This window comes from Kocuria sp. APC 4018 (genome assembly GCF_030407675.1).
Lineage (GTDB): Bacteria > Actinomycetota > Actinomycetes > Actinomycetales > Micrococcaceae > Kocuria > Kocuria rhizophila.
In genome coordinates this window covers 1-20,713 of sequence record NZ_JASDCY010000028.1, presented here as the reverse complement: position 1 = coordinate 20,713, position 20,713 = coordinate 1, and the positions used below count along the sequence as shown (strand labels likewise).

Here is a 20,713-nt window from a genome sequence, read left to right as displayed (position 1 = left end):
CCCGGGGTGCGCACCACCGCACCCGGCGGCGCGCGGCACGGCCGCGCGCGGGCGGCGTCGTCCGCGGCGGGGAGGGTGGTGGTCACCGGTGCCGGGGCGGGCGGCGGTCACCGCTACCGTGCCCGGGCCGCATCTGGGCCACCCCGGGCGGGAGCGCGCCGCCCGCACCGAGTCCGGGCGCGTTGCCGGGACGGGCCGGCGGCCGGTTGTCAGAGGACGTCCGTGTCCCCGTTGCGCTTGAGGGAGTCCACGGCGTTCTTCACGCGCTGGGCGTGCTCCGCGGTGGTGACGAGAAGGGCGTCCGGGGTGTCCACCACCACGATGTCCTCCACACCGATCAGCGCGATGAGCCGCCCGGTGTCCGAGACCACGATCCCGGAGGACTCGTCCGCGAGCACCCGGTTGTTCTGTCCCAGGATGGACACCTGGGAATCGGTCTGCGGGTCCACCTTGTTGAGGCGGTTGATCGCGGCGAAGTCCCCCACGTCCTCCCACGTGAAGTCCCCGGGGACCATGGCCACGGCACCCGCGGCGGCGGCGGGCTCCGCCACGGCGTAGTCGATCGCGGTCTTGGTCAGGGTGGGCCAGACCTCGTCCACCACGGCGTCGCGCTCGGGGGTGTCCCAGGCGTCGGCGATCCGGTCCAGCCCCCTGGCCAGCTCGGGCTCGCTCTCGCGCAGGTACTCGAGCATGAGACCCACCGGGGCCACGAACATCCCCGCGTTCCACGTGTAGCGGCCGCTGGCCACGTACTGCCGGGCGGTCTCCTCGTCCGGCTTCTCCACGAACTGCTCGACCGCGAGCGCGTGGGGCGCCCCCTCGAGCCCCAGGGACTCCCCCGCCTTGATGTACCCGAAGCCCGTGGCCGGGGACGACGGGGTGATGCCGATGGTCACGATCCGTCCGGTGTCCGCCGCCTGCACCGCCTCGCGGACCACGTCCTGGAACGCCTCCGCGGGCTCCACCACGTGGTCCGCGGCGAACGAGCCGATGATCGCGGTGGGATCGCGCCGGGCGATGAGCGTGCACGCCAGCCCGATGGCCGCCGCCGAGTCCTTCGGCGACGGTTCCAGCACGAGGTCCCCGTCCGTGAGCTCCGGCAGCTGCTCCTGCACCGCTCCCGCGTGCGAGCGTCCCGTGACCACCATGATGGGTCCGTCCGTCAGCGCGGCCAGCCGGTCGTACGTGGCGCGCAGCAGGGACGAGCCCGAGCCGGTGAGGTCCAGCAGGAACTTGGGGGCGTCCGCGCGAGAGAGGGGCCACAGCCGGGAGCCCACGCCGCCCGCCGGGATGAACGGATGGAATCGTTGCAATGGCGAAGTCACGCCCGTCAGTGTACGGCCAGACCCGCGCTGTTCCGCGGATCTCGCGCCTGTGACCTCCCCCGGACGAGCGGCATCCCCCACCCGGGGGACGCCGCTGCCGTCGCCCTCCCCGCCCCGTGCACACCCCGGGGCACGACGCCGCCGCGTGCGGTCCACGTGCCGGGGGTCCGCCCGACGCCGCTCCCGGGGCCACCGCGGAACACCGTCCGGGGCCGCCTCAGAGGGCCGCGATTCGGGAATGCCGAACTGTGCTAATTCCCCGGCCCCGCGCGGTTTTCGGGATGGCGACACGTTGTCAGTGAACTCCCGGGAGGCTGGTATCTTTGTCGAGAACTACCGCATCATCCATGACAGAGCCAGCCAGAGCTCCGCCTTCGCCGTGCACCCGCGCGAGACCGCTACCGAATCTCACCGATCACCAGTGCGCACGACGACGAGCGACACAGGGAGGACATTCCGTGGCGAACTCATCCAGGGGCACCCTTTACCGCGGCCAGTACGGCATGTGGTCCTGGGTTGCCCACCGTATTACCGGCGTGGCCATCTTCTTCTTCCTGCTGGTCCACGTCCTCGACACCGCACTCGTGCGTGTATCCCCCGAGGCGTACAACGCAGTGATTGCCACCTACAAGAACCCCATCATGGGTCTGGGCGAGACCGGCCTGGTGGCCGCGATCGTGTACCACGCCTTCAATGGGCTGCGCATCATCCTGATCGACTTCTGGAAGGGCGGGACCAAGCACCAGAAGGGTCTCCTCTGGGGAGTCATCGCCCTGTGGGTCATCGTGATGATCCCCTTCCTCATCCGCCACCTGTCGATCGTTTTCGGGGGTTGATCCCATGAGCACTCCTCTCAAGACCAAGATCCAGGTCCCCCGCAGCCGGGACCTCGAGGTGGACGGCGTCAAGTACAACCGTGCCTCCTCCTCCCGCAGCAGCTTCGAAATGTTCGCGTGGCTGTTCATGCGCATGTCCGGCGTGCTGCTGGTCGTCCTCGTCTTCGGCCACCTCTTCGTCAACCTCATGGTGGGCGAGGGTGTGCACGCCGTGGACTTCGGCTTTGTGGGCGGCAAGTGGGCCAACCCGTTCTGGCAGGTCTGGGACCTGGTCATGCTGTGGCTGGCCATGCTCCACGGCACCAACGGCATGCGGACCATCATCGACGACTACGCCGCCCGCAGCACCACCCGCTTCTGGCTCAAGGTGCTGCTGTTCGTGGCCTCGGCGTTCGTGATCCTGCTGGGCACCATGGTGATCTTCACCTTCGATCCCTGCCCGGCCGGCGCCGATCCGTCGTTGCTGCCGTCCTTCTGCCCCGCGCAGTGACCCGGCGAACGGCGGGGCCCGCGGGCCCCGCCGTTCGCGGTCGTTCCGGACCACGCCTCCGGACCCCACACTTCTCCCACTCACCCACGTAGAAAGAACATCTGGTATGCAGGTTCACAAGTACGATGTGGTAATCGTCGGCGCCGGCGGCGCCGGCATGCGTGCCGCCATTGAGTCCGGCCAGCGCGCCCGCACTGCCGTACTGACCAAGCTCTACCCCACCCGCTCCCACACGGGCGCGGCGCAGGGTGGCATGTGCGCGGCCCTCGCCAACGTCGAAGAGGACAACTGGGAGTGGCACACCTTCGACACCGTCAAGGGTGGTGACTACCTGGTGGACCAGGACGCCGCCGAGGTCATGGCCAAGGAGGCCATCGACGCGGTGCTCGACCTAGAGCACATGGGTCTTCCCTTCAACCGCACGCCCGAGGGCAAGATCGACCAGCGCCGCTTCGGCGGCCACACCCGTGACCACGGCAAGAGCCCGGTGCGCCGCGCGTGCTACGCCGCGGACCGCACGGGCCACATGATCCTGCAGACCCTCTACCAGACGTGCATCAAGCACAACGTGGAGTTCTTCAACGAGTTCTACGTGCTGGACCTCATCATGGTGGACACCCCCGAGGGGCGTCGCTCCGCCGGTGTGGTGGCCTACGACCTCGCCACCGGCGAGCTGCACGTGTTCCAGGCCAAGTCCGTGGTCTTCGCCTCCGGCGGCGCGGGCAAGGTCTTCAAGACCACCTCCAACGCCCACACCCTCACCGGTGACGGCATGGCCATCGCGTTCCGCAACGGCCTGCCGCTGGAGGACATGGAATTCGTCCAGTTCCACCCCACGGGACTCGCCGGTCTGGGCATCCTCGTGTCGGAGGCCGCCCGCGGCGAGGGCGGCATCCTGCGCAACGCGGACGGCGAGCGCTTCATGGAGCGCTACGCCCCCACCATCAAGGACCTCGCCCCGCGCGACATCGTGGCCCGATCCATGGCCAACGAGGTGCGCGAGGGCCGCGGCTGCGGCCCCAACAAGGACTACGTGCTGCTGGACCTCACGCACCTGGAGCCGGCGCACATCGACGCCAAGCTCCCGGACATCACGGAGTTCGCCCGCACCTACCTGGGCGTGGAGCCCTACACCGAGCCCGTGCCCGTGTTCCCCACGGCGCACTACTGCATGGGTGGCATCCCCACCGACATCAAGGGCGAGGTCTTCCAGGACTCCGAGACCACGATCCCCGGCCTGTACGCCGCGGGTGAGGTGGCGTGCGTGTCCGTGCACGGCTCCAACCGCCTGGGCACCAACTCCCTGCTGGACATCAACGTGTTCGGCAAGCGCGCCGGGATCTTCGCGGCGGAGTACGCGCAGACCGCCGAGTTCCTGCCCATCCCCGACGACGCCGTGGCCCGCACCGAGGCGCTGCTGGACAACGCCCGCAGCCCCCACGGCAGCGAGAAGGTCGCCGCCATCCGCAAGGACCTGCAGGACACCATGGACCTGAACATGCAGGTGTTCCGCACGGCCGAGACCATCCAGCAGGCGCTGACGGACATCGCCGCTCTCGAGGAGCGCTACGCGAACATCTCCATCCAGGACCAGGGCAAGCGCTTCAACCTGGACCTGCTGGAGGCCGTGGAGCTGGGCTTCCTGCTGGAGCTCGCCAAGGTGATGTCCGTGGCGGCCCTGCACCGTGAGGAGTCCCGCGGCGGACACTTCCGCGAGGACTTCCCTGATCGTGACGATGAGAACTTCATGGTCCACTCCATGGTCTACGAGGACCCGTCGTCAGCCACCGCGGGCATCCGGCAGGAGACCAAGCCGGTGGTCATGACCCGCTACGAGCCGATGGAGCGTAAGTACTGATGTCCACTGCAGTGACCGAGAACCAGGACGCCCAGAAGCCCGATACCGAGAGCGAAGAGGCCATCCCCACGTACGACGTGGTGCTGCGGATCCGCCGCTACAACCCCGAGTTCGAGACCGAGGCGCACTGGGACGAGTGGCCCCTCACCATGTACGGCACCGACCGTGTGCTGGACGCCCTGCACAAGGTCAAGTGGGAGCTGGACGGCTCGCTGTCCTTCCGGCGCTCGTGCGCCCACGGCGTGTGCGGCTCCGATGCCATGCGCATCAACGGCCGCAACCGCCTGGCCTGCAAGACCCTGCTGAAGGACCTGGACCTGTCCAAGCCCATCCTCGTGGAGCCCATCAAGGGTCTTCCGTGCGAGAAGGACCTGATCGTGGACATGGAGCCGTTCTTCCAGTCCTACCGCGAGATCATGCCGTTCCTGGTGAACGAGGACCACACCCCCACCGGGGAGCGGTTCCAGTCCCAGGAGGACCGCGAGCGCTTCGACGACACCACCAAGTGCATCCTGTGCGCGGCGTGCACGTCCTCGTGCCCCGTGTTCTGGACGGACGGGCAGTACTTCGGGCCCGCCGCGATCGTCAACGCGCACCGGTTCATCTTCGACTCGCGCGACCAGGCGGGTGACATGCGTCTGGAGATCCTCAACGACAAGGAGGGCGTGTGGCGCTGCCGCACCACCTTCAACTGCACCGAGGCGTGCCCCCGCGGCATCCAGGTGACCAAGGCCATCGCAGAGGTCAAGAAGGCGGTCTTCGCCTCCGCCCTGTGACCCTCTGACGCAGCCGACAGGCCCCGGGATCCGTTCTGGATCCCGGGGCCTTCGTCGCTGCCGCGAGTGTCCCGTGCGGATACCCGACCAGCTCCCCTCACCACGGCGACGCACCGGCCGGGCTTCACGACCGCGACGCACCCGCCGGCCCCCACGGTCGTCGGCGGGCGGTCCCATGACCGCCGTGGACGGCCCGCAGCCCGACCGCGCGTCGGTGGGTGCGGAACGAGTTCGCGGGCCGGGACCGGGTGGACGAAAGGTCCTACCGCGCGTCGGTGGGGGCGGGACTGCTGCCCGAGGCGCGCCCGAAGTCGACGGGCGCCTCGTGACCGAGTCCCCGTGCGGCGTCGGGAAGGGCGGATGCCGCCACGGCGGCCACGGCCCGGTCCTCGCGCTCGGGCTGGGCACGGGCGCCGCGGATGTCGGCCTGCACCACGGCCCCGGCGGCGGCGGAGAACAGCAGCACCTGGCCGTAGAAGTTGAACCACAGCAGCACACCCACCAGCACGGCCACCGACAGTAGGTAGGGGTTCTCCCCCGCGGCCGATGATCTCGCTGCCGCCGTAGCGCAGCACCTGGGAGCCCAGGCCGCCGATCACCACGGTGACCGTGAGCGCCTTGCGGTGCAGCTTGAGCTGGGCCACGCCGCGCACCAGGGTGAAGCTCATCAGGCAGTCCACGAGCAGCCCCACCGCGAACGTGATCGTGGACTTCACCCCACCGTCGAGCCAGGGCTGCAGGGTGGTGAGCCCGATGTCCCCGAGCCACCCGATGATGCCGTCCACCGCGCCCGAGGCGAAGATGCTCACGGTCGCGGAGGCCAGCAGGAGCAGTCCGACGACCACGAGCCAGCCGAGGTCCCTGGCCACGGCCGCCAGCGGAGCGCCGGGCGCCGGGGGCACCTCGAACATCCGGCGGGTCGCCAGGCGCACACCGGCCACCCAGCGCCACGCGGTGTAGAGCAGCACCACCACGGCCACGGTGGAGGCCACGGAGAAGGGGCCGGTGTTCTCGAGCAGCTCCAGGGGGATCACTCCCCCGTGCCCGTCCCCCACGTCCAGCAGCCCGGGGATCTTCTCCGTCAGCCCCGCCACCAGGTTCTGCTGCAGCGGGGAGTTGGTCCCCAGGAACGTGGCGAGTGCCGCGAAGAAGATCACCAGCAGTGCGGTGGAGGCGAACAGGAGCTGGTAGGCCAGACCCGCCGCCATGAGGGGACCGCCGTGGAACGTGTAGTGGCCCACGGTGCGCACCGGTAACAGGGCCATGGTCCGGGCGAAGGCCCACGCGAAGAACGCGCCGAGGCGTCGTCCCGCGGGGGCACCGTGGGAGGCCAGGTCCCGGCGCACGGCGCGGAGTCGACGGTGCTCGGCGGTCAGCCCGGCGCGGTCCACGAGGGCGGGAACCACCGGGGGTGGGTCAGTGCGAGCCACGCTCGTCCGCACCCCGCTGGCCGAAACGGACGGTCTCGCGCACGTGCCACACGCCGTGCTCGTCGCCCTCGTACACGTGCACGCGGTCCACGAGGCAGCCGGCGCGGTAGGTGCGCAGCATCTCCTGCGCCCGGTCCAGGGTCTCGTCGTCGAGCCCGTGGGCCAGAGTGACGTGCGGGTGGTACTCGAAGGGGGAGGCGGAGTCCATCCCGCTGCCGCGCAGGGCCCTGTGCAGGGCGAGGCACTGCTCGCGGCCGCGTTCCACGTCCAGGTAGACCACGGGGGTCACGGGCCGGAACGTGCCGGTGCCGTGGATCTCCAGGTGGAACGGCTCCCACCCGGCCAGCACCCGGCGGACGTGCTCCACGAGCCGGTCCCACTCGCCTCGGGACTCCGAGATCATGAGGGTGATGTGCGGGGAGACGCCCGCGGCCGGGGAGTCCTCGAACGAGGCCCGCCAGTCCTGCAGCTCCTGGCCCGTGGGCTCGGGCAGCCGGATGACCACACCGGCGTAGACGTGTCCCGGGCGCACGGTGGGTGAGGTCTGCTGCTCGCTCACGCGATCCTCCTCGACTCGGCCGCGTTCCAGACTATCCCACCGTGTTCCGCGCGGTGCCTCAGGCTCCGGGGAGGAAGCCCATCCGCCCGTACACCTCGGCCAGGGTGCGGGACGCGATGTCCCTGCCCTTCTGGGCGCCCCGGGCGAGGAGACGGTCGAGCTCGGCGGGGTCGTCGAGCAGCTCCTGGGCGCGCTTCTGGATGGGGTCCAGGGTCTGGGTGACCACCTCGGCGAGGTCCACCTTGAGGTGGCCGTACATCTTGCCCTCGTACTCGGCCACCAGGGTGTCCACGGGCGTGCCCGTGAGGGACGAGTAGATGGTGAGCAGGTTGGAGACACCCGGCTTGGCCTGGCGGTCGAAGCGCACCTCGGTGTCGTCGTCCGTGACCGCGGACTTGATCTTCTTGGCGTTGACCTTGGCGGGATCCAGCAGCCGGACCAGTCCCGAGTCCGAGGGAGCGGACTTGGACATCTTGGCCGTGGGGTTCTGCAGGTCGTAGACCTTGGCGGAGTTCTCCAGGATCTTGGCGTCCGGCACGGTGAAGGTCTCACCGAACCGGGAGTTGAAGCGCTGCGCGAGGGTGCGGGTCAGTTCCAGGTGCTGGCGCTGGTCCTCCCCCACCGGGACCTGCTGGGCCTGGTACACCAGGATGTCCGCGGCCATCAGCACCGGGTAGGTGAACAGCCCCACCGTGGTGTTCTCCGCCCCCTGCTTCACGGACTTGTCCTTGAACTGGGTCATCCGCGCGGCCTCACCGTAGCCGGTGAGGCAGTTGAGCACCCACGCCAGCTGCGCGTGCTCGGGGACCTGGGACTGGATCAGCAGCGTGGAGCGCTCCGGGTCGATGCCCGCGGCAATGTACTGCGCGGCCGTGACCCGGGTGCGCTCGGACATCGTGGCCGGGTCCTGCCCGGTGGTGATGGAGTGCAGGTCCGCCACGAAGAACACGCAGTCGTTGTCGTCCTGCATGTCCACCCAGTTGCGCAGGGCCCCCACGTAGTTGCCCAGGTGCAGGGAGTCCGCGGAGGGCTGGACGCCGGAGACCACGCGCGGGATCTGGTTCACAGGGGTGCTCTGTTCGCTCACGGGGCTGTCTTCTTTCGTTCGTGCGGGCCGCGCAGGGCCGCAGTGCGTGGAGGTGCGGGTGACGCGCCGCGTGCGGGCGGCGGCGTCGTGGTCGGGAGTGCGGGAGGTCGTGGTGGCCGGAGCGTGGACGGCACTGGTGCGTCGGGTACGGGGATCGGGCCGCGGACCGCTGCGGGGAAGGAGTCCCGCGGCGTCGAACCGGTGCCGCGGCTCAGGCGAGCCGGTAGTCCACCACGAGCGGGGCGTGGTCCGAGAACCGGACGTCGTAGCTCGCGGCCCGGTCCACCGTGGCGCTCCCGGCGCGCGCGGCCAGCCCGGGGGTGGCCATGTGGTAGTCGATGCGCCACCCGGCGTCCGTGTCGAACGCCTTGCCGCGGTAGGACCACCACGTGTACGGGCCGGGGACGTCCCCGGCCAGGCTGCGGGCCACGTCCACGTAGCCCACGTCCCCGAAGAAGCGGTCGAAGTACGCGCGCTCCTCGGGCAGGAAGCCCGCGTTCTTGACGTTGCCCTTCCAGTTCTTGATGTCCCGCTCGGTGTGGCCCACGTTGAGATCTCCCACCACGAGCACGTGGTCGGAGCCCTCCGCGAGCTGCGGCAGGCGCGTGAGCATGGCGTCCATGAAGCGGTACTTGTCCGCCTGCTTGGGCGTGCCCACCTCACCGGAGTGCACGTACGCGGAGACCAGGGTGAGCGTCTCCCCGTTGGGGAGCGTGAGGTCGTTCTCGATCCAGCGCCCGGAGTCGTCGAAGTACTCCTCGCCGATCCCCACGCGCGAAGCAGTGGGCAGCAGGGCGCCGTCGAACGCGTCCCGGCGGGTGGCGATCGCCACGCCCGCCCGACCCTTGGCCGCGGCCTCGGCGTGCCGCACGTCCCAGACGTCCTCGTCCAGCAGCTCGCGCGTGATCTTGTCCGGTGCGCGCACCTCCTGCAGGCACAGCAGGTCCACGCCGCGAGGTGCCAGCCACTCGGCCATCCCACGCCGGTAGGCGGCCCGGATGCCGTTCACGTTCACCGTGGCAATGCGTACCGTCTGCCCTGAGTCAGCCATCCGTTGAGTCTCCTCGGTCGTCCATGATGTCTCGTGCGTGCCTGACGCGGAGGGACGACGCCGCTGGGCCCCGTCCCACAGGATCAGTCCACCACCGTACCGCTCACCGGGGTGCCGGAGTCGCGGAGGCTGCGCAGCCCGTTGGCCGCGGTCATGTCGATGGTCTCCAGGGCCCGCCGGACCTGCTCGGGATCCGCCTCCGGGGAGGAGAGTTGCTCCTTGACCACCTTGGACTGCACCAGGATGACCTGCATGCCGTGGGCGAGCTTCTCGTCCCGCAGCGATCGTCCCTCGCCCGCCGCGGACGTGGCGGGGGCTCGACCGTGCTGGGCCTGGAACTGCTCCTGGGCCTGGCGCACCTGCTCCCGTCCGAACACGGCGGCCTTGCGCACCATGGACAGCGCCCACACGGCGAGCATGAGCCAGCCCAGGGCGATGCCCGCGAGGATCCAGCCCAGCAGCGTGTTGGCGTTGGCGGCCTCGATCAGGGCGACCACGAAGATCACCACGAGCACGGCCAGCCCGATCAGGGTGCCCCACAGCGCGGTGCGCCCCGAGCGGAGTGAGCGGTCGGGGTCGGCGGGGTGGGCGGCGGGAGATCCGATGGGCTGCATGGGGTCATTGTCTCAAACCCGGCTGTGCGTGCCGAATCGCGCGGGCCCGGGCCGCGCGGCGGCGTCGTGCCCGTGGCGCTCGCCCCCGGACAGGAGTATCAAAGGAGGGTGAGTCACGACCCCGCACCTTCCCCGCGCTCCGACGACGCCACCACGGCCTCCCAGTCCTCCCCGAGTCCCGAGGCCTCCGGGGGCGAGCCGGAGGAGCTGAGCGACGCCACGCGCCGTCGCATCCTCGGGGTGCTGCTGGTGCCGCTGTTCATGTCCCTGATCAGCGTGTCCATCGTGAACGTGACCCTGAGCTCCATCCAGCAGGACCTGCACGCGAGCGCCTCCGCACTGCAGTGGGTGCTCACCGGGTACGCCCTGGCCTTCGGCGTCCTGCTGGTCGCCAGTGGGCGGGCCGGGGACGTGTTCGGACGCCGCAAGCTGTTCGTCGGGGGCATCGCCGTGTTCGCGGGCGCGTCCCTGCTCTGCGGGCTGGCGCCGAACACCACGGTGCTGAACATCGGGCGCGTGGTCCAGGGGCTGGGTTCCGGCATGCTCAACCCGCAGACCGTGGGCATGATCCAGCAGTACTTCCGGGGCCGGGAACGCGCCCGCGCCTTCGGCCTGTTCGGCTCCGTGGTGGGGGTCGCGGTGGCGATCGGGCCCACGCTGGGCGGTCTGCTCATCCAGGTGCTGGGCCCCGGCACGGGGTGGCGCGCGGCGTTCCTGGTGAACGTCCCGATCGCGGTGCTCGCGATCGTGCTCGCCATGCTGTGGCTGCCCCGTCAGCGCCGCCGCCCCGGCCGCGTGGACATGGATCCCGTGGGGGTGGGCGTGTTCGGCGTCGCGGTGCTCGCCCTGCTGCTGCCCTTCGTGGAGGCCCGGGTGAGCCCCTGGATCTGGCTGTCGCTGCCCGCGGGCCTGCTCCTGCTCTGGGCCTGGGTGCGCTGGGAGCGCCGGTACAAGACCGCGGGCGGCTCGCCCATGGTGGACCTGGAGCTGTTCCGCACCGCGAGCTTCAGCTACGGGAGCCTGCTGATCTCCATCTACTTCCTGGGCGTGACGAGCGTGTGGATCGTCGTGGCCATGTACGCCCAGCAGGGGCTGGGACGCACCGCCCTGGAGGCCGGGACCCTGGGTCTGCCCGCGTCCATCCTCTCCGCCGTGATCGCGCCGCTCTCCGGGCGCGCCGTGCTGCGCTGGGGACGCACCGTGGTGGTCGTCGGCATGGGCGTGGCACTGTCCGGGATCCTGCTGTCGGTGCTCGTGGCCCACGGCATGAGCCACTGGGGCTGGCCCATCGCGTGCTTCTACGCCTCGCTCGCGTTCATCGGCGCGGGGCAGGGCGCCGTGATGGCCCCCAACCAGACCCTGAGCTTCGCGGACGTGCCCCTGAAGTTCGCCGGAGCCGCGGGCGGGGTGCTGCAGACGGGTCAGCGCATGGGCACCGCGATCGGCACCGCCCTGATCACGGCCGTCACGTTCGCGGTGCTGGAGCTCGCGGACTGGAACACCGCGTTCGCGGCCGCTTTCGGGGTGATCGCCCTGGTGGTCCTGCTCGCCATGGCCGTGGCCGTGGCGGACGGGCGACGCCGCACGGCCGCCTCCCGCACCTGACCCACGGGCCCGGCGCCGCGGCCAGAGATGGGACGACGCCGCCCGGCGGCCCCGCGGAGGAGGCGGCCGGGCGGCGTCGTGGACGGCGGAGGACTCAGGGCTCCCCGGCGACCTGCCGTTCGCAGGACTCGACCACGTTGACCAGCAGCATGGCGCGCGTCATGGGACCCACACCGCCGGGGTTCGGGGACATCCAGGACGCGACCTCCGCGGCCGCGGGGTCGATGTCACCCGTGAGCCTGCCCTTGCCCGTCTCCGGATCCGGCACGCGGGAGACGCCCACGTCCAGCAGCACGGCGCCGGGCTTGACCTGCTCCGCGGTGACCATGTGCGGGCGGCCCGCCGCGGCCACCACCACGTCCGCCCGGGCGAGCAGCTCGGGCAGGTCCTGCGTGCCCGTGTGCGCGAGGGTGACCGTTGCGTTGATCTCCCGCCGGGTGAGCAGCAGGCCCATGGGACGGCCCACGGTCACGCCGCGGCCAATCACGAGCACCTCACGCCCCGCGAGCTTCACCCCGTGGCGCGTGAGCAGCTCCACGATCCCGTGCGGCGTGCACGGCAGCGGGGAGGTCATGGGCTCGCTGACGTTGAGGACCAGGCGCCCCAGGTTGGTGGGGTGCAGCCCGTCCGCGTCCTTGGCGGGGTCGATGCGCTCCAGGATCGCGTTGGTGTCCATGTGCTCGGGCAGCGGGAGCTGCACGATGTAGCCGGTGCACTGCGGGTCCTCGTTGAGCTCGTCGATGACGCGTTCGAGCTCCTCCTGGGACGCGTCCGCCGGGAGCTCCCTGCGGATCGAGGCCAGACCCACCTGCTCGCAGTCGCGGTGCTTGCCCGCCACGTAGGAGCGCGATCCGGGATCGTCGCCCACGAGCACGGTGCCCAGACCGGGGACCGCGCCGCGCTCCCGCAGCCGCCCGACCCGCTCGGTCAGCTCGTCCTTGATCTGGGCCGCCGTGGCCCTGCCGTCGAGGATCCTGGCCGACACCTCACCACTCCTCGAGGCCGGGGTACAGCGGGAACTGCTCGGTGAGCGCGTCCACCCGGGAGCGCAGCGCGTCGATGTCCGCACCGGGCTTGAGCGCCTGCGCGATCACGTCCGCGACCTCGGTGAACTCCGCGGCCCCGAAGCCGCGGGTGGCCAGCGCGGGCGTGCCGATCCGCAGCCCCGAGGTGACCATGGGCGGGCGGGGGTCCCACGGCACCGCGTTGCGGTTCACGGTGATCCCCGCGCGGTGCAGCAGGTCCTCGGCCTGCTTGCCGTCCAGCTCGGAGTTCCGCAGGTCCACGAGCACCAGGTGCACGTCCGTGCCACCGGTCAGCACGGAGACCCCGTGCTCCGCGAGGTCCGGTGCGGTGAGCCGCTCGGCCAGGATCTGGGCGCCCTCGATCGTGCGCTGCTGGCGCTCGCGGAAGGCCTCCGTGGCGGCGATCTTGAAGGCCACGGCCTTGCCCGCGATCGCGTGCATGAGCGGTCCGCCCTGCTGCCCGGGGAACACCGCGGAGTCGATCTTCTTCTTGAGGTCCGCCTCGCACAGGATCACGCCGGAGCGCGGGCCCGCCAGGGTCTTGTGCACCGTGGAGGTGGTCACGTGGGCGTGCGGCACCGGGTTGGGGTGCAGGCCCGCGGCCACCAGTCCGGCGAAGTGGGCCATGTCCACCCACAGCTTGGCCCCCACCTCGTCCGCGATGGAGCGGAAGGCCTCGAAGTCCAGCTGGCGCGAGTACGCGGACCAGCCGGCCACGATCACGTTCGGGCGCGCCTCCAGGGCCTGCTCGCGCACCTTGTCCATGTCGATCCGGTAGCTGTCCGGGTCCACCTCGTACGCCGCGATGTTGTAGAGCTTGCCCGAGACGTTGATCTTCATGCCGTGGGTGAGGTGTCCACCGTGGGCCAGGGAGAGACCCATGAGGGTGTCGCCGGGCTGCATGAGCGCGGCCATCACGGCGGTGTTGGCCTGCGCACCGGAGTGGGGCTGCACGTTCGCGTGCTCGGCACCGAACAGCTCGCACGCGCGGTCGCGGGCCAGGTTCTCCACCACGTCCACGTGCTCGCAGCCGCCGTAGTAGCGGCGCCCGGGGTAGCCCTCGGCGTACTTGTTGGTCAGCACTGAGCCCTGCGCCTCGAGCACGGCGCGCGGTGCGAAGTTCTCGGACGCGATCATCTCGAGCGTGGAGCGCTGGCGGCCCAGCTCGTCGTCGATCGCGCGCGCCACGTCAGGGTCCACCTGCGAGAGCGGCTGGTTGGTCACGGAGTCTGCCGGGGTCGGCGTCATGCTCCACCTTCTTCGTCGTCGGTAGGGTCCGCACCAGCATATCCGTGCGCCGCCCAGCTGCTGTTCGGTGCGTCACACGGCTTCCCGCCGGACCGGGCCCCGCGTCCCGGGCGCGCGTCCCCCTCCCCCGTCCCGCGGGTCCGGCCGCGTACCGGTGGGGTGGAGCCCGGTGTGGTACGCAGGGGACGAATGCCGGTAACGTGTGTGCCCGAACCGCTCGCGGAGCACTCGCGCGGTCGACGCACGCCGGGCCGCCGTTGTCCCTGGAGGTTGCGAGCATCCGCACCATCCCTTCCACCCGTTGCCTGTGCTAGGAGTACCCGCGCCGTGAACGTCCTTCCCACCGCCCCGTTCACCGCCGCCATGCCCCGCGTGTCGGACGGCCACGCGCCGTCGGAACCCGTGGACGTGCTGCGCACCCGCTACGCCGCCGTGATCTTCGACATGGACGGCGTGGTCACGGACACCGCCGGCGTGCACGCCCGGGCGTGGAAGAAGCTGTTCGACCAGCTGCTGCAGGATCCCCGGCTCGAGCCCGCGGAGCCGGGCGGCCGGGTGGAGCGCGAACCCTTCGACATGGCCGGCGAGTACCGCGCCCACGTGGACGGACGACGCCGCGAGGACGGTGTGCGTGCACTGCTCGCCGCCCGTGGGGCGGCCCTCCCGGAGGCGGACAGCCACGCGGACCCGCAGCCCGGGGACTGGACCGTGCAGGGGCAGGCGAGCGCCAAGGACGGGTTCTTCCACGAGGAGCTCGCCGAGCACGGGGTCCGTGTCTTCGACGGCACCGTGGCGCTGATCGGACGCCTGCGGGACAGCGGCGTGCCGGTGGGGCTCGTGACCGCGAGCCGCAACAGCGGTGTGGTGCTGGAGGCCGCCGGGCTGCAGGACTCCTTCGACCGGATCGTGGACGGCAACTGGGCTGCGGAGAACGGTCTGCCCGGCAAGCCCGCGCCGGACACCTTCCTGGAGTGCGCCCGGCTGCTCGGGGTGGATCCCGCGGACGCGGTGGTGGTGGAGGACGCGGTGGCCGGTGTCCAGGCCGGTGCCGCGGGTGGCTTCGGCCTGGTGGTGGGCGTCAACCGCGACGGCGCCCGCGAGCGCCTCTACCGTGCTGGCGCCCACGTGGTGCTCAACGACGTCTCCGAGCTGGATCTGGGTGCCCGCCGAGACGACACCTGGCGGCTCGTCTTCGAGGGCTTCGACCCGGCCACCGAGGCCCGCCGCGAGGCGCTGCTGACGCTGGCCAACGGCTACATGGGCGTGCGCGGCGCGGCGTGCGAGTTCCCCGCCAACGGCGTGCACTACCCCGGCACCTACCTGGCCGGGGTGTTCAACCGTGTGCTGAGCCACGTCAACGGCCGGGATGTGGAGCACGAGTCCATGGTCAACGCCCCCAACTGGCCGCACCTGGACCTGCGCTTCTCGGACGGTCGCTGGTGGTCCGAGGGCGGGCTGCGCGCGTCGCAGGAGCGCGTGGAGCTGGATCTGCGCCGGGGTGTGCTGATCCGCACGCTCGTGCTCACGGACGCCGAGGCCGATCCCGCGGACCCGGAGCCCGAGCGCAGCCTCGAGATCGAGCAGCGCCGTCTGGTGTCCCTGCGCTACCGCCACCTGGGCGCGCAGGAGACGCGGATCGTCTCGCGCGGCTACCGGGGGCGGCTGCACGTGCGCACGGGCGTGGACCCGGCGGTGACCAACAGCGGTGTGGCCGAGTACCGCGAGCTCAACTCCCACCACCTCCTGCTGCTGGACTCCACCACGCTGCCGGACGAGCACGAGACCCTGCTGTCGCTGGTGCGCACGTCCCAGTCCAAGATCGAGATCGCCATGGCCCAGCGCACCCGCATCGAGTGCGAGGGCGCGGTGACCGAGCGCCGCGAGGTGCGCCCCGGTGGCATCGAGTTCCGCCGCCACACCGTGCAGGTGACGCCGTGGAGCCCCGTGCTCGTGGACAGCACCACCGCCGTGGTCACCAGCCGCGACGCCGCGATCGGCTCGCCGCGGGACGGGGCGCTCGCGGAGCTCAACCGCACACCGTTCGGGGTGCGCAAGCTGCTCGCGTCCCACGAGATCGAGTGGGCCCGGTTCTGGGACCGCTACGAGGTCACTCTGGAGTCCACGGAGGACACCCCGGAGCACCTGAGCACCCAGCTCGCCATGCGCACGCACCTGTTCCACGCCGCACAGACCCTGGCCCCGCACCTGACCCTGCGCGACGCCGGTGTCCCCGCCCGCGGTCTGCACGGCGAGGGCTACCGCGGCCACATCTTCTGGGACGAGCTGTTCATCCTGCCCGTGATCAACATGCGCCAGCCGCACGTGACCCGCTCCCTGCTCTCCTACCGGTGGCGGCGCCTGGCCATGGCCCAGCAGCGGGCCCAGGAGATCGGCCTCTACGGTGCGGCGTTCCCGTGGCAGTCCGGTTCCGACGGCCGGGAGGAGACTCCCCCGGAGCTGTACAACCACCACTCCCGCCGCTGGCTGCCGGACAACTCCTGGCGGCAGTTCCACGTGGGGCTCGCGATCGCCTACAACGCGTGGGTGTACTACGAGTCCTCCGGTGACATGGACTGGCTCTCCGGCCAGGGGGCGGAGCTGATCATCGGGATCACCCGTCTGTTCGCGTCCCTGGCGGAGTACGACTCCCACGACGGCCGGTACCACATCGCCGGGGTCATGGGCCCGGACGAGTACCACGACGGCCCCGCGGGCCAGCACGGCGGCGGCCTGAAGGACAACGCCTACACCAACGTCCTCGCCTCGTGGCTGTTCCGCCACTCCGCCCACATCTTCAACGACATGGTGGAGCACCAGCGCGAGTACCTGGAGTCCCGCTTCGAGATCTCCCCCCAGGAGGTCCAGACCTGGCTGAACATGGCCAAGAACATGTACGTCCCGTTCAACGCGGACGGCACGATCGCCCAGTTCGAGGGCTACGACGAGCTCGCGGAACTGGACTGGGACTTCTACCGGAACAAGTACCGCAACATCGGCCGCCTGGACCTCCTCCTCGAGAACGAGGGGGACATGACCAACAACTACAAGCTGACCAAGCAGGCAGACACCATCATGCTGGTCTACCTGCTGGGTCCGGAGGGTGTGATCGAGGAGCTCGCCCGCATGGGCTACACCACGGACCTGGACGCCGTGCAGCGGACCGTGGACCACTACATCGCCCGCTCCTCGAACGGCTCGTCCCTGTCCCGCGTGGTCAACGCCGCGGTGCTCGCGTGGCTGGACCCGGACCGCTCGTGGGGCTCGTTCCAGGACGCCCTGATGGTCGACCTGGACGACACCCAGGGCGGCACCACGGGAGAGGGCATCCACCTGGGTGCCATGGCCGGGTCGGTGGACGTGGTCACCCGCGCCTACGCGGGGCTGCGCGTGCGTGGCGACTGGCTCGAGTTCCAGCCCGCGCTGCCGCGTGAGATCGAAGCCGTGGACTTCACCGTCCTGTACTACGGCCAGGTCATCGAGGTCTCCCTGGACCACGACATCCTGGAGCTGGAGGGCAGCTCCGTGAAGGCGGATCCGGTGACCATCCACGTCAACGACGCCGAGTACGTGCTCAAGGGCGGCCAGAAGATCTCCGTGGCCCTGCGCCACCGCGAGTCGCGCCGCCCGGAGAAGGCCACCGCGGCCCTGCGCCGCCGGTTCATCTCGGACGCCGGCGAGAACTGAGGAACGCGGGCGACGCCGCCCTGCCAGGCTCAGCGGCGTCGCCTGCGGGGCACGGGCACTGCTGCCACGAGTCCGCGGGGCCGCTCCGGCCCCCCGCTCGTGGGGAGTCGCGGCGCACGGGGACACCGTGGAGGGCCGGACTAGACTGTGTTCCATGACACACAGTGCTTCCTCCACGCCCGACGCCGCCAGCGAACCGCTCGTCCTCTCCTACGGCCAGAGCCGCCCCACGGTGGCGGAGACCGCGTTCGTGGCCCCGAACGCCACCCTCGTGGGGGACGTCTCGGTGGGGGCGGGTGCAGGGATCTTCTACGGCGCCGTGGTGCGCGGTGACCGCTCCCCGCTGCGGATCGGCGCGAACTCGAACCTGCAGGACAACGTGACCGTGCACTCGGACCCCGAGCACCCCACGACCATCGGCGAGCGCGTGAGCGTGGGCCACGGCGCGGTGGTCCATGGCTGCACACTGGAGGACGACGTCCTGGTGGGCATGAACGCCACCGTTCTCAACGGCGCCGTGGTGGGCAGCGGCAGCCTCATCGCGGCGGGTGCCGTGGTCCTGGAGGGCACCGTGGTGCCGCCGGGCTCCCTCGTGGCCGGCGTGCCGGGGAAGGTGCGCCGGGAGCTCACGGGTGAGGAGCGCCGTGCGGTGAGCCGCAACGCCCAGCACTACATCGTGCTCTCCCGGGAGCACCGCGCCCTGAACGCCTGACCGGGAACCCCCGGGCACCACGGCGGCTTCCAGCGGGCGCAGCTCAGTGGAAGAAGTGGCGCGCTCCCGTGACGTACATGGTCACGCCGGCGGCCTGGGCCGCCGCGACGACCTCCTCGTCCCGGATGGAGCCGCCGGGCTGGACCACGGCGCGCACACCGGCGTCCAGCAGCACCTGCAGCCCGTCCGCGAACGGGAAGAACGCGTCCGACGCCGCCACGGCACCGCGGGCGCGCTGCGCACCGTCCTCGGCGAGCGTGTTGGCGCGCTCCACGGACAGCCGGCACGAGTCCACGCGGTTGACCTGTCCCATGCCGATGCCCACCGAGGCGCCGTGGTCCGCTAGCAGGATCGCGTTGGACTTCACGGCGCGCAGGGAGCGCCACGCGAACTCGAGGTCCGCAAGGGTCTGCTCGTCCGCGGGCTCACCCGCGACCAGGGTCCAGTTCGCGGGGTCGTCGCCGGGGGCGTCGAGGCGGTCCGCCTGCTGGATCAGCGCGCCACCGGACACCCCACGCACCTCGAGGGGATCCCGGTCGAAGCCCTCGGGCAGGGCGAGCAGGCGGATGTTCTTCTTGGCGGAGAGGATCTCCAGGGCCTCGGGCTCGAACTCCGGCGCCACGACCACCTCCGTGAACACGGGCTTGAGGTTGCGGGCCATCTCCGCCGTCACGGGGCGGTTGGCGGCCACCACTCCCCCGTAGGCGGAGAGCGGGTCGCACGCGTGCGCCTTGAGGTGGGCGTCCGCGACCGGGTCCGCGGCACCGGGGGTGGCCACGGCCACGCCGCACGGGTTGTTGTGCTTGACCACGGCCACGGCTGGCTGGTCGTAGTCGTAGGCGGCGCGCAGGGCGGCGTCCGCGTCCACGTAGTTGTTGTAGGACATGGCCTTGCCGTGCAGCTGCTCGGCCTGCGCAATGCCCGGCGAGGCGGCGTCGTCCGTGTAGAGCGCGGCCTTCTGGTGCGGGTTCTCGCCGTAGCGCAGGGACTCGGCGCGCTGCAGGGCCAGTCCGGCGTAGGGCGGCCAGAAGTTGGCCTCCGGGTCGTGGTCGAACTGCTGGGCCGTCCACGTGGCCACGGCGGTGTCGTAGGCCGCGGTGTGGGCGAAGGCGGCCGCCGCGAGCCTGCGGCGGGCGGCGAGGTCGTAGCCGCCCTCCTGGGCGGCGCGCACCACGTCGGGGTAGCCGGCGGGGTCCACGACCACGGAGACGGCGGCGTGGTTCTTGGCGGCGGCGCGCACCATGGAGGGCCCGCCGATGTCGATCTGCTCCACCACGGCGTCCTGGCCGGCGCCCGAGCGCACCGTGTCCTGGAAGGGGTACAGGTTCACCACCACCAGGTCGAACGGCTCGATCCCCAGCTCCGACAGCTGCTGCACGTGCTCCGGCTTGCGGCGGTCCGCGAGGATCCCGGCGTGCACGCGCGGGTGCAGGGTCTTGACCCGCCCGTCCAGGCACTCCTGGAAGCCGGTGACCTCGGCCACCTCGGTCACGGGGACCCCGGCGGCCTGGATGGTCTTCGCGGTGGAGCCGGTGGAGACGATGTCCACGCCGGCCTCGTGCAGCCCGCGGGCGAGCTCCTCGAGGCCGGTCTTGTCGTACACGGAGATCAGGGCACGCTTGAGCGGCACACGGTTCAGGTCGGAAGTGTTCACGGACTCTCCAGGAAGACGTGGGGACGTGTGGTCCGGCGCGGCGGCGACGGTGCGGGGCACCGCAGGACAGCGCCCGGTCCAGTCTACGGCCGCGGTCACCGGCGCAGCCCTGTGCGGCGGGCCTGCTCAGCGGGCGAGGTCGGCCAGGCAGTCCACGAGCAGCTGCCGCTCGGCCGTCTTGATGCGCTCGTGCAGGGTGTCCTCGGTGTCCTGGTCCTCCACGGCCACGGCCACCTGGGCGAGGATCGGCCCGGCGTCCACGTCCGCGACCACCTCGTGCACGGTGGCGCCCGTGAGCTTCACGCCGTAGGCCAGGGCGTCGCGCACCGCGTGCGCCCCCGGGAACGAGGGCAGCAGCGACGGGTGCGTGTTGACCACGAGCCCGGGGAACGCGGCCACGAACTCGGCGTCCACGATGCGCATGAATCCCGCGAACACCACCCGGTCGGGGTGGTGGGAGGCCACCGCGCGCTCCAGTGCGCGGTTCCACTGCGCCCGGTCGGGGTGGTCCGCGGGGCGCACCAGGAACGTGGTGATCCCGGCGGCCTCAGCCCGTTCGAGCCCCGTGCACGGCCGGTCGGCGCCCACCGCGACGATCTCCACGGGGGCGTCCCCGTGGTGCAGGTCGTCGATGACCGCCTGCAGATTCGTGCCGGACCCCGAGACCAGAACCACTATGCGCATGGGCCCATGCTAACGGCCGGGCCGGGCTGCGGACCCCGGCGGGGGCACCCCCCGCGCCTCGCCTACAGTGGTGGG

At 71.1% G+C, this 20,713-nt stretch carries 17 protein-coding genes and 1 pseudogene; 7 read left to right on the top strand and 11 right to left on the bottom strand.

The window, feature by feature from the left end:
* Positions 1–209: 209 nt before the first annotated feature.
* On the bottom strand, positions 210–1,325 hold the full coding sequence (locus QL985_RS06855; protein WP_019310202.1) for a mannose-1-phosphate guanylyltransferase: 1,116 nt from the start codon (positions 1,323–1,325) through the stop codon (positions 210–212).
* Between the two features lie 458 nt (positions 1,326–1,783).
* Here QL985_RS06855 and sdhC point away from each other — a divergent pair, with 458 nt between their 5' ends.
* The 4 genes from sdhC (at position 1,784) to QL985_RS06835 (ending at position 5,285) form a co-directional block, all read left to right on the top strand.
* On the top strand, positions 1,784–2,161 hold the full coding sequence (gene sdhC / locus QL985_RS06850; protein ID WP_019310203.1) for a succinate dehydrogenase, cytochrome b556 subunit: 378 nt from the start codon (positions 1,784–1,786) through the stop codon (positions 2,159–2,161).
* A gap of 4 nt (positions 2,162–2,165) precedes the next feature.
* Complete coding sequence (locus tag QL985_RS06845) at positions 2,166–2,651, top strand: succinate dehydrogenase hydrophobic membrane anchor subunit (RefSeq protein ID WP_019310204.1); 486 nt, start codon at positions 2,166–2,168, stop codon at positions 2,649–2,651.
* 106 nt (positions 2,652–2,757) lie between these two features.
* Entirely contained in the window at positions 2,758–4,509 is a 1,752-nt protein-coding gene (sdhA, locus tag QL985_RS06840) for a succinate dehydrogenase flavoprotein subunit (RefSeq protein WP_019310205.1), read from the top strand.
* On the top strand, positions 4,509–5,285 hold the full coding sequence (locus QL985_RS06835) for a succinate dehydrogenase iron-sulfur subunit (RefSeq protein ID WP_259906313.1): 777 nt from the start codon (positions 4,509–4,511) through the stop codon (positions 5,283–5,285). Before sdhA ends, QL985_RS06835 begins: the two co-directional genes overlap by 1 nt.
* A 262-nt stretch (positions 5,286–5,547) precedes the next feature.
* Here the strand turns inward: QL985_RS06835 and QL985_RS06830 are convergent, their stop codons facing one another.
* From QL985_RS06830 to QL985_RS06805, 6 genes and pseudogenes are all read right to left on the bottom strand, one after another.
* Positions 5,548–5,799, bottom strand: coding sequence for a hypothetical protein (locus QL985_RS06830; RefSeq protein ID WP_259906320.1), 252 nt, complete (start codon positions 5,797–5,799; stop codon positions 5,548–5,550).
* A gap of 91 nt (positions 5,800–5,890) precedes the next feature.
* A pseudogene (locus tag QL985_RS06825) lies at positions 5,891–6,493 on the bottom strand (YhjD/YihY/BrkB family envelope integrity protein); the annotation flags it as partial.
* Between the two features lie 208 nt (positions 6,494–6,701).
* Positions 6,702–7,274, bottom strand: coding sequence for a 2'-5' RNA ligase family protein (locus tag QL985_RS06820; RefSeq protein ID WP_144802969.1), 573 nt, complete (start codon positions 7,272–7,274; stop codon positions 6,702–6,704).
* A 58-nt stretch (positions 7,275–7,332) separates the two neighbouring features.
* On the bottom strand, positions 7,333–8,361 hold the full coding sequence (gene trpS, locus QL985_RS06815) for a tryptophan--tRNA ligase (RefSeq protein WP_144802974.1): 1,029 nt from the start codon (positions 8,359–8,361) through the stop codon (positions 7,333–7,335).
* Between the two features lie 211 nt (positions 8,362–8,572).
* Complete coding sequence (locus QL985_RS06810; RefSeq protein WP_144802977.1) at positions 8,573–9,412, bottom strand: exodeoxyribonuclease III; 840 nt, start codon at positions 9,410–9,412, stop codon at positions 8,573–8,575.
* Positions 9,413–9,495: 83 nt separating this feature from the next.
* Positions 9,496–10,026: a hypothetical protein gene (locus QL985_RS06805; protein WP_144802980.1), complete on the bottom strand. Its 531-nt coding sequence runs from the start codon at positions 10,024–10,026 to the stop codon at positions 9,496–9,498.
* A 108-nt stretch (positions 10,027–10,134) separates the two neighbouring features.
* Between QL985_RS06805 and QL985_RS06800 the strand changes: the two genes are divergently transcribed.
* Complete coding sequence (locus QL985_RS06800; protein WP_144802984.1) at positions 10,135–11,631, top strand: MFS transporter; 1,497 nt, start codon at positions 10,135–10,137, stop codon at positions 11,629–11,631.
* A 94-nt stretch (positions 11,632–11,725) separates the two neighbouring features.
* Here the strand turns inward: QL985_RS06800 and QL985_RS06795 are convergent, their stop codons facing one another.
* Positions 11,726–12,616, bottom strand: a complete 891-nt coding sequence (locus QL985_RS06795; RefSeq protein WP_135010360.1) for a bifunctional methylenetetrahydrofolate dehydrogenase/methenyltetrahydrofolate cyclohydrolase — start codon at positions 12,614–12,616, stop codon at positions 11,726–11,728.
* A gap of 1 nt (position 12,617) precedes the next feature.
* Positions 12,618–13,904, bottom strand: a complete 1,287-nt coding sequence (gene glyA, locus QL985_RS06790) for a serine hydroxymethyltransferase (protein WP_135010362.1) — start codon at positions 13,902–13,904, stop codon at positions 12,618–12,620.
* Between the two features lie 327 nt (positions 13,905–14,231).
* Here glyA and QL985_RS06785 point away from each other — a divergent pair, with 327 nt between their 5' ends.
* Both QL985_RS06785 and QL985_RS06780 read left to right on the top strand, forming a co-directional pair.
* Positions 14,232–17,588 carry a beta-phosphoglucomutase family hydrolase gene (locus tag QL985_RS06785; protein WP_144802987.1) on the top strand — a complete coding sequence of 1,119 codons (3,357 nt, stop codon included), beginning with the start codon at positions 14,232–14,234 and terminating at the stop codon, positions 17,586–17,588.
* A gap of 154 nt (positions 17,589–17,742) precedes the next feature.
* Positions 17,743–18,300, top strand: coding sequence for a gamma carbonic anhydrase family protein (locus QL985_RS06780; RefSeq protein ID WP_019310216.1), 558 nt, complete (start codon positions 17,743–17,745; stop codon positions 18,298–18,300).
* Positions 18,301–18,343: 43 nt separating this feature from the next.
* Here QL985_RS06780 and purH read toward each other — a convergent pair whose 3' ends face one another.
* Both purH and purN read right to left on the bottom strand, forming a co-directional pair.
* Positions 18,344–19,954 (bottom strand): bifunctional phosphoribosylaminoimidazolecarboxamide formyltransferase/IMP cyclohydrolase, encoded by a 1,611-nt coding sequence (purH, locus tag QL985_RS06775; RefSeq protein ID WP_019310217.1) that lies wholly within the window; start codon positions 19,952–19,954, stop codon positions 18,344–18,346.
* 126 nt (positions 19,955–20,080) lie between these two features.
* On the bottom strand, positions 20,081–20,638 hold the full coding sequence (gene purN, locus QL985_RS06770) for a phosphoribosylglycinamide formyltransferase (RefSeq protein WP_082141972.1): 558 nt from the start codon (positions 20,636–20,638) through the stop codon (positions 20,081–20,083).
* Positions 20,639–20,713 lie beyond the last annotated feature (75 nt).

Coding starts and splice junctions, on each gene's coding strand:
- QL985_RS06845 (WP_019310204.1), top strand. CDS start 2,166: ATGAGCACTCCTCTCAAGACCAAGATCCAGGTCCCCCGCAGCCGGGAC.
- sdhA (WP_019310205.1), top strand. CDS start 2,758: ATGCAGGTTCACAAGTACGATGTGGTAATCGTCGGCGCCGGCGGCGCC.
- QL985_RS06835 (WP_259906313.1), top strand. CDS start 4,509: ATGTCCACTGCAGTGACCGAGAACCAGGACGCCCAGAAGCCCGATACC.
- QL985_RS06810 (WP_144802977.1), bottom strand. CDS start 9,412: ATGGCTGACTCAGGGCAGACGGTACGCATTGCCACGGTGAACGTGAAC.
- QL985_RS06805 (WP_144802980.1), bottom strand. CDS start 10,026: ATGCAGCCCATCGGATCTCCCGCCGCCCACCCCGCCGACCCCGACCGC.
- glyA (WP_135010362.1), bottom strand. CDS start 13,904: ATGACGCCGACCCCGGCAGACTCCGTGACCAACCAGCCGCTCTCGCAG.
- QL985_RS06780 (WP_019310216.1), top strand. CDS start 17,743: ATGACACACAGTGCTTCCTCCACGCCCGACGCCGCCAGCGAACCGCTC.
- purN (WP_082141972.1), bottom strand. CDS start 20,638: ATGCGCATAGTGGTTCTGGTCTCGGGGTCCGGCACGAATCTGCAGGCG.